This window comes from Streptosporangium sp. NPDC005286 (genome assembly GCF_040607515.1).
In the GTDB taxonomy this organism is placed as follows: Bacteria; Actinomycetota; Actinomycetes; order Streptosporangiales; family Streptosporangiaceae; genus Streptosporangium.
The window spans coordinates 1-8,555 of the sequence record NZ_JBEXGU010000260.1 but is presented as its reverse complement, the minus strand read 5'-3'; the positions used below and the strand labels follow the sequence as shown (position 1 = coordinate 8,555).

The following is an 8,555-nucleotide window of genomic DNA, read 5'->3' as shown; positions in this document are numbered from 1 at the left end:
AGCCCCCCCTCCCTCCCCCCCCCCGGCCCCCCGCCCCCGCGGCCGGGGCCCCCCCACCTCCTGGAACCCGTGTGGTGCCAGGTCGCACCGTCACCGGGCCAGGTGGCAGCGATTCAAAGGAAGGGTGGGCTGCCGTGCCCGGTGTCACTCGGGCACGGCAGCCCACCCAGCGCCCCTACGGCCTTCCGTTCCGCTGGTCGTCGCGACGTCCCGGATGAGGAGATGCGATGGACTTCGACATTCGAAAGCACCGGGCCTCAGAGCTGTCGCGTACGGGACATCGGGCCCGCGGATTTGTCGGTGGTGCTCTGTAGCGTCGGAGGCCGCCGAACGAAGGGATCGCCATGGCCACGGTGACGTCACGCGACGGCACACGGATCGGGTTCGAGCAGGCGGGAACAGGGCCGACGCTCGTGCTGGTCGACGCGGCAGGCGGGTTCCGCCGATTCGGGCCCATGCGCTCCCTCGCCGAACACCTTGCCGGCAGGTTCACCGTCGTGACCTACGACAGGCGCGGACGCGGCGAGAGTGGCGACACCCCGCCGTACGCGGTGGAACGGGAGGTGGAGGACCTTGCGGCCGTGATCGAGGCGGGCGGAGGACCGGCGTTCGTCCACGGGTTCTCCTCCGGCGCGGTCCTGGCCCTGCTTGGGGCGGCGGCCGGGCTGCCGATCTCGATGCTCTCGCTCCTCGAACCACCGATCGTCCTCGACCGGCCGCGGGAGGACGACCTCGCAGCCGAGATCGACGAGCTCGTCGCCGCAGATCGCCGGGCCGATGCGGTCGAGCATTTCCCTAACGGCATCGGTGTCCCCGCCGAGATAACCGCGGAGATGCGCCAAGCCCCCTTTTTCCCGCTGCTGGAAGGCATCGCGCACACGCTCGCCTACGACAGCCGGATAACCACGGCCGTCTCCCACGACACCCTCCGGTCCGTCACCGTGCCGGCCTTGGTCGTCAACAGCGAGTCCAGCGACGACCGCCTGCGTGGCTGGGCCACGGACGCGGCGACGGCCCTTCCCCAAGGCCGTCACCTGACCCTCAAGGGCGAGTGGCACGGCGTGTCCGACGACGTGCTGGCCCCCGCGCTGGGCGATTTCTTCCGCGGAGCCATCTGACAGGACGCGTGCGCTTCCGCTGGGGATCAGGTGGACACTCCCCCGAGTCCGTGACTGTCGACGGAACCGGCCCGCGTCCTGCCGGTACGACCGGCCGTGTCAACTCGGAGGGTCGACCAGACCTTCGCGTAGGCGGCAAGGACCGATTGGAGTCACCCACCGAAACCGGCGGAGGACGCGGGATCTCAGGACTTGGCCGGCACCGCCGCCTGAACTACGGAGGCTCGGGGGTTGAACCATCGACCGGTCACGGCACCCAGCGGTCGGCCCGGCTGGTCGGCGCCGCAGGCATCCTCATCGCGCCAGGGTTCTCCCCGAGACCGACGAGCGGATCACCCGGCCGCCGTACGGGCCCCGTGCGGCGTCATCACCCCCGCTCGGCCCGGTCACCCCTGATCAGCAGCACCGTGGCCGCGGCATAGGCGAGGGCGCCGAGGAGCCTCTGGGTGAGGAGAGCGGAGTGCTGGGCGCGTCACTCGTCCGCGGGGGTGTTTGAGCCCCGCTTCGATCAGGCGGGTCGAGGCACTGAGGCGAACTCCGAGAGTGTGAATCAACGAGGCAGTTGCCGACGGAACGCCTCGGGGCCATGCACGTCGACCACGCCGGAACGCAGGGCATCGGCTGGGCACGACGTGGAGCTGGAGTGGCGCCAGGCCGACGCCGAGGCGCAGCCGTTCGCCGACGGTGAGTTCGACACCGTGCTCTCCTGCGTCGGGATCATGTTCGCCCCACACCACCAGGCCGCCGCTGACGAGATGCTCCGCGTCTGCCGCCCAGGCGGCACAATCGGCCTGCTCAACTGGACGCCGGAGGGGTTCATCGGCCAGATGTTCGCGACGATGAAGCCCTACGCGTCCCTGCCGCCGCCCGGCACGCAACCGCCGCCCTTGTGGGGGCGCCCGGAATACGTCCGCGCGCTCTTCGGCGACCAGGTCACCGATGTCACGGCCGATCGGCGGACCGTGCAGATCGACAGGTTCACGACACCCGAGGCATTCCGCGACTACTTCAAATCCAACTACGGCCCGACCGTCGCCGCCTACCGCGCCATCGCGAACGATCCCGATCGTGTCACCGCTCTGGACCATGACCTGGCCACCCTCGCCCATCGCCACACCCACGACACCGGCACCACCTCCATGGCCTGGGAGTACCTGCTGCTCACCGCACGCAAGACCGAGGGGTAGCCGAAGAGGCGCTCAGCTCGTCGCCAAGGTCACCGCGTGGGTTAGTCAACAGCTCACGCGCGTCGGTGACCAACTCCTCCACCGCGACACCACGAAGACAGAGGACTCCGAGAACTCTCTCCCTCATCGGCCTATGCGTCTCAGCCCTCAAGCACCGGTAACGGGTCCAAGAGGATGCGTGTAAGGACGCCGGGCAGAAACAGAAGTGGAAGGACTCGGCTCTGGTTTTCACCACGATGTGCGGCACGCCGATCGAAGCACGCAACTTCAACCGCTCGTTCGCCGTGTTGAACAACCTGTCAGTTGATCTGGGTGAGGTGGGACGTCAGGAGGAGGGCCTGGCCGCGGTTCAGCGCGCCATCGAGATACGTGAGCGGTTGGCCGAAGCGAATCCGGACGCCTATCTGCCCGATCTGGCCAAAAGCAGCCTGCTCCATGGCTTGATGCTGATCGAAACTGCAATCACAGATGAGGCGATCTGGTTGATCCTGCGAGGGCTCAGTATCGCGGTAGAAATGGAGCTTGCCGATCTCATCAACGTAGGCGCATCAGCCCTTCGAAATGCCTATCAAAAAAGCCGTCGCAGACTACGGAAACATGGCGACGTGTCACCTCGGCCGAGCCTCCAGATTGGATGACGCAGTGATCATCTAGATCATGTCGTCCCGCCCCCTTTCCGGCCCATCTTCGAAGAGGGCCGGGGTGCAGTGGCGGAGCCCCCAGTTCCTCGGTGGTCGGGTCGTGTCGTCCTGGTCGTGCTGCTGGCTGCGGTGGTCTTCGCTCGCCTGGAGTGTCTCGTCTCGGTGGCCGGGGGAGCGCGACGTCACGGTGCGGGCTGCCGTCCAGGTCGACGACGACGGCTTCGGCCTCCCGGGCGATGAGCACGCCGGCGGCGGTGTCCCATGGGTTGCTGGACAGCATGATGTTGGCGTCGATCGTGCCGTCGGCCACCCAGGCCAGATCGACGGCGGCCGAGCCGAACATCCGCACCCGCTGCACCCGAGCGGCAAGCTCTCGGGTGAGCGCGAGCCGGAGCCGGTTCTTCGCCTCGGCATCGCCGCCCACGGCGTAGTCCCCCATGGCGACGATCGCGGCGTCCAGGGTGCTGGTCGGACTGGCGTGGATCGATGCCCCGTCACAGGTGGCGCCCCGGCCGTAGGAGACGTTGCACGCGCTGACCTGGGAACCCGACTGGGCGACGGTGGCGTTCCAGGCACTGGTGACCCGCTGGTTGCCCGGCCACATCCAGGTCATGGTCCAGCCGTTGACGGGGGTCGTGCCGGTGTTCGCGACGATGGCATCGGCGGTGAAGCCGTTGTTCCAGGTGTTGGACAGGTAGGTGACCCTGCACCCGACACCGGGGCTCGGCGACGGGCTCGGCGACGGGCTCGGCGACGGCGAAGGACTCGGTCCGTTGGTGAGGCCGAAGAACTGGATCGCGGCGGCCATCCCGCTCAGGGGGAGGCTGTGGCCGGCGCCCTGGATGTTGTACGCCTCGCCCCGGACCGTGCCGGAACCGTCGGCGTAGCGGCGCCGGTTCCAGTTCGGTTGCGGCGTGTCTGTACCGGTGAGCGTCTGGCTCAGGCCGCACACGTTGGTCCACTGGTCGATCGCCTGCTGGTGGGTGGCGTAGTGCCGTGGTGCCATGCCAGAGCTGAACTCGGGGCCGAGGTCGCTGTATCCGGGGTAGGCGGCACGAACCAGGTCTCCCCATCGCTGGGTGTCTTGCTGATGCGCCCGGAGGCGCAGTTGCTCGCGCCGGGCGAGAGAATGTAGTCCGCCTCACTCGCGAAGCAGCCGAACGGCCCCCCATGAACGCCGCCCCGGCCTTGAAGACGTCGGGATAGTTGCCGAGCATGATGTTGGTCTCCATGCCGTCGGCGGAGGTGCCAGTGACGTAGACGCGGTTCGCGTCGCCGTTGTGGCGCTGCCGCGTGTAAATGACCATCGGCCGTTCTCTCGACGGCATCGAAGAGGGCACGCTCGCGGACGTCGACGACACCACACGCGCCACGCTGATGGAGGGCCTCACTGCCTGCACGCGAGCCTTGCACCCATTAGGCGTGCCAGACACGCGCTCCTCCCTGGTCTGGGGAGATTCTCGGTGATCACCCCAGACCAGGTGGTGCTTGTCCTTCTTCCAGCGGACATGCCGCGCTGGCGGGAGTCCTCTCCCGATCGCGCAGTAGGGCCGCTGAGCGCGATTCTCAGGCGTTGCCGCCCCGGTTCCATCTCTGGTTGGTGCCACCGTGGCAGGAGTAGAGCTGGAGGCGGGTACCATTGCCCGTCCCGGCCGCATCCAGGCACAACCCCGACTGGACGCCGACGATCGAGCCGTCGGAGTTGACGCGCCACTTCTGGTTGGCCCCGCCCCAGCAGGAGTAGAGCTGGATCCTGGCCCCGTTGCCCGTCCCGGCCGCGTCCAGGCACTTGTTGCCGAGGACCCGCAACTCCTGCGCGGAGGTGAGCGTCCACCTCTGGTTGGTGCCGCCGTGGCAGTCCCAGAGCTGGAGCTGCGTGCCGTCAGTGGTGCTGGAGTTCGGCACGTCCACGCAGCGCCCGGACGCGACGCCCCTGATCTGCCCGTTACCACCTGGGGTGGGGGTCAGTGTGGGGGTGGGCGTCGGAGTGGGGGTGTCGCTGTCGAGGCCGAAGAATCGGATGGCGTGGATGGCCATCCCGGAGTGCGGCAGATTGTGCCCCGCCCCGTTGATCGTGTACGCCTCGACCTGGCCGGACCCATAGACCCGCCGCGTCCAGCCCGATTGCGGGCTGGACATCGAGGCGGGCGTCTGGCTCACCCCGTGCACGTTGGTCCACTGGTCGACCTCCTTCTGCAACATGCTGAAGTTCAGCACGTCGTCCGCAGTACCGTGCCAGGCCATCAGCCGGGGCCGAGGACCGGTGTAGTCCGGGTAGGCGTTGCGGACCACGTCGCCCCACTGCTGCGGTGTCCGGTCGTTGCAACCGGGCGGGCCGAGGCAGCCGAAGGGCACGCCGGCGAAGGGAGCACCCGCCTTGAACACATCGGGGTAGGTGGCGAGCAGGTTGATCGTCTCCATCGCGCCGGAGGAGAAGCCGGTGGCGAACACCCGCGAGGGATCGCCGTTATGCCGCTGCACGACGTAGCTCACCATCGACACGATCGAGACGGGGTCGCTGCCGCCCCCGTGCCGGAGCGCTTCGTTCGACCACACGTCGAAGCAGTTCGACAGGCCGTTGGCGCTCTTGTTGGCCTGCGGGTAGATGACGATGAAGCCATACCGGTCGGCCAGGGTCCTGAACTCCGTCTGCTGGTGGAAGTCGGTCGCCCGGCCGTTGCAGCCGTGCATCGCCACCAGGATTCCGGGGCGTGGAGCCACGTTGTCAGGCACGTAGAGGTACATCTGGATGTTGCCGGGGTTCGCCCCGAAGTTGCCGATCTGAGTCAACGTGGCCGCCCTCGCTGTGGGCGTTTGAGCCAGAAGCCCGGCCAGGACGGCGATCACGGCAGCGACCACCGCCCCGATCCCGGTCGGCACCGACAGGTGCCGTCTCACGATCCGCTCCGGGTCCACTTCTGGTTGTTGCCGCCCCAGCAGGAGTAGCTCTGGAGCAGAGTCCCGTTGCCGGTGCCGGAGTTGGCGGCGTCGAGGCACAGACCCGACTGGACGTTCACGATCGAGCCGTCCGAGTTGATACGCCACTTCTGGTTGTCGCCGCCCCAACAGGAGTAGATCTGCACCTTGGCACCGTTACCGGTGCCCGCGGCGTCCAGGCACTTGCTGCCGAGAACGCGGAACTCCTGGGCGGACGTGTAGGTCCACTGCTGGTTGGAGCCGGAGTGGCAGTCCCACAACTGGAGCTGGGTGCCGTCGGTGGTCGTGGAGTTCGGGACGTCCACACAACGACCGGATGCCACGCCCCGGATCTGTCCCGCGCCACCTGGGGGCGGCGTCGGGCTGGGCGAGGTGGTCGGGCTCGGCGAGGGTGAGGGGTTGGGGGTCGCGTTGTTGAGCGCGTTTAGGACGGAGTTGTAGGCGGCCTTCTTGTTGCCGTTGCCGTCGAAGAGCAGCGGACTGGTGTTCGCGCCCAGCCAGGAGTCGCTGTCCCGGACCCCCCACACCGTGATGCCAGTGCAGCGCGGCACGGCCAGGCAGTCGTTGACCACGTTGGCGTAAGTGGTGGCCGAGCCGCCCTGGATGTCCAGCTCGGTGATCTGCACGTCGACTCCCAGCGCCGCGAAGCTCTGGATGGTCGTGCGGTAGTTGCTGTTGTACGGGCTGTTGCTGTTGAAGTGCGACTGCAGGCCGACGCAGTCGATCGGCACGCCGCGCTGCTTGAAGTCGCGGACCATGTTGTAGACGCCCTGCGTCTTGGCCCAGCTCCAGTTGTCGATGTTGTAGTCGTTGTAGCAGAGCTTCGTGGACGGGTCGGCGGCCCGTGCGGTGCGGAAGGCCACCTCGATCCAGTCGTTCCCGGTTCGCTGGAGGTTGGAGTCACGCCGACCACCGGAGTTGCCGTCGGCGTAGGCCTCGTTGACGACGTCCCAGGCGTAGATCTTGCCTCGATAGTGGCCCATCACGCCGTTGATGTGGTCGATCATCGCCTGGCGGAGGCTGCTACCGGACAGGGACTGCATCCAGCCCGGCTGCTGGGAGTGCCAGGCCAGCGTGTGGCCCCGTACCCGCTTGCCGTTCTGCACCGCCCAGTTGTAGATGCGGTCACCGTTGCTGAAGCTGAACTGCCCACGGTTGGGTTCCGTGGCGTCGATCTTCATCTCGTTCTCGGCGGTGATCATGTCGAACTCGCGGTTCGCGATCGTGGTGTACGTCTGGTCGCCCAGTTTGCCCGCGGCGATAGCGGTGCCGAAGTAGCGACCGCTCTGCTGAGCAGCGGCGGCCAGCGTGCTGGCGGCCGCATCCGCGGGAACCGACACCATTAGCGCCGCACCTACGACACCCACGACGCCGGCACTGATGACCCTGCTGAGGGCACCGAAACCTCGGCGCGCAGATAAGGGGGAAGCCTTCATACCCATGCCTGACTCCATACTGAAATCACGGAAAGAGGGATACACGGGAACCCGGCGAACGACGCCGCACCCCGGACCGGGGGCACACCACGATGGCGTCATGACCGGCAGCCCTCACTCGATCACCACATCAGGCAGGGCCGACCGCTTCGGAGACTCATTGTGGAAACCTATCCGAAACATGTCAATGCTTGAGCGAAATTTTCGGCCCCATCATTCCAACATTGATGCCCTTACCATGAGCCCAATGCAGCTATGGCGAGACCATCTCCGCAGAGCAAAGAGGAGAAAATAGCTGGCGATCATGCCTTGAAAATTTCACCTCAGATCCGCAAGTTGCGGACTGAGGGCGGGGATCCACAGGCAGCGGCGCCTTCTCGGCAACGCCGAGCACGGAGGACCCCTACCTCTTGACGACATCCGGTCCTGCTGTATTTACTCACCGCCATCACCACCCGAGATGCCGGGATGTCGAAGGGAGGTCGCACCGCAATTTGGTAGCGCTAACATGGCGCCTCTCCCATGAGATGCGCGATGTGGTCAGACCTGGGTGACACCACACTCCCAGGTCACGCTGTGTCCGCCGCTCTGCCTTCGCGCGTGAGGCAGAGCGGCCGGCCAACCTCGAAGAAAGGCGCTACGGAGAAGGGTCGAATCCCTACCGGGATAAACCTCTATCGGATGTCAGCCTCGTCGAGGCCAGGGGAACCGCCAGCGCGACCTCCATCAGCACGTTTGTCGCCAGCTGTCGCTGCCGGAATGCGACACTGCAGCCGTCGACGATTGATCATCGAACGGGGCCATTCCCCCCGAGTGCTGGGGCCAGACAGACGGGTCCAGAAAGTTTCTACGTTGAACGACCGCAGCGGCGGTTTGCGCGTGGGCGGCGCGGGACCAGCGCCCACGCCGTACGCTCGGGCGGCGTTCGGGCTGGTCTTGGGCCGCTTGGACCGGGTGCGCAGGCCCTCGACGCCCTCGGCCAGATAGCGGCGAGTACGCCTGTCGGCTGACCCTGTAGTAGCGGCACGTCAGCGCGACGCTGCCCGAGACCTCTTCGACGTAACGGATGATGGCCAGGCGCCGCTTGGCCTCACGATCCGGTGGGGGTTCGGGTTGGACATAGACGGTCTCCGTAGTGGCCTGTCAACGGCCAAGTGCGTGTGGGTCTGGCCCACTTTCCGTGATCGCGTTGGTCAGTCTCCGAGCAGGACGCGGATGCGGAGGAGGTCTGGGTTG

6 protein-coding genes are annotated in these 8,555 nt (G+C 66.9%); 2 read left to right on the top strand and 4 right to left on the bottom strand.

Annotated features, from left to right (window positions below):
* Positions 1-344 precede the first annotated feature (344 nt).
* Both ABZU75_RS43570 and ABZU75_RS43565 read left to right on the top strand, forming a co-directional pair.
* Positions 345-1,118, top strand: a complete 774-nt coding sequence (locus tag ABZU75_RS43570) for an alpha/beta fold hydrolase (protein WP_355568440.1) — start codon at positions 345-347, stop codon at positions 1,116-1,118.
* 446 nt (positions 1,119-1,564) lie between these two features.
* Positions 1,565-2,305 (top strand): class I SAM-dependent methyltransferase, encoded by a 741-nt coding sequence (locus ABZU75_RS43565; RefSeq protein ID WP_355568437.1) that lies wholly within the window; start codon positions 1,565-1,567, stop codon positions 2,303-2,305.
* A gap of 299 nt (positions 2,306-2,604) precedes the next feature.
* Here the strand turns inward: ABZU75_RS43565 and ABZU75_RS43560 are convergent, their stop codons facing one another.
* From ABZU75_RS43560 to ABZU75_RS43545, 4 genes are all read right to left on the bottom strand, one after another.
* On the bottom strand, positions 2,605-2,742 hold the full coding sequence (locus tag ABZU75_RS43560) for a hypothetical protein (protein WP_355568434.1): 138 nt from the start codon (positions 2,740-2,742) through the stop codon (positions 2,605-2,607).
* A gap of 97 nt (positions 2,743-2,839) precedes the next feature.
* Positions 2,840-3,952 carry an inositol monophosphatase family protein gene (locus ABZU75_RS43555; RefSeq protein WP_355568431.1) on the bottom strand — a complete coding sequence of 371 codons (1,113 nt, stop codon included), beginning with the start codon at positions 3,950-3,952 and terminating at the stop codon, positions 2,840-2,842.
* A 560-nt stretch (positions 3,953-4,512) separates the two neighbouring features.
* A complete protein-coding gene (locus ABZU75_RS43550) occupies positions 4,513-5,844 on the bottom strand; it encodes a PHB depolymerase family esterase (RefSeq protein ID WP_355568428.1) in 1,332 nt (443 codons plus the stop codon).
* Complete coding sequence (locus ABZU75_RS43545; RefSeq protein ID WP_355568425.1) at positions 5,841-7,226, bottom strand: endo-1,4-beta-xylanase; 1,386 nt, start codon at positions 7,224-7,226, stop codon at positions 5,841-5,843. Before ABZU75_RS43545 ends, ABZU75_RS43550 begins: the two co-directional genes overlap by 4 nt.
* Positions 7,227-8,555: the final 1,329 nt, after the last annotated feature.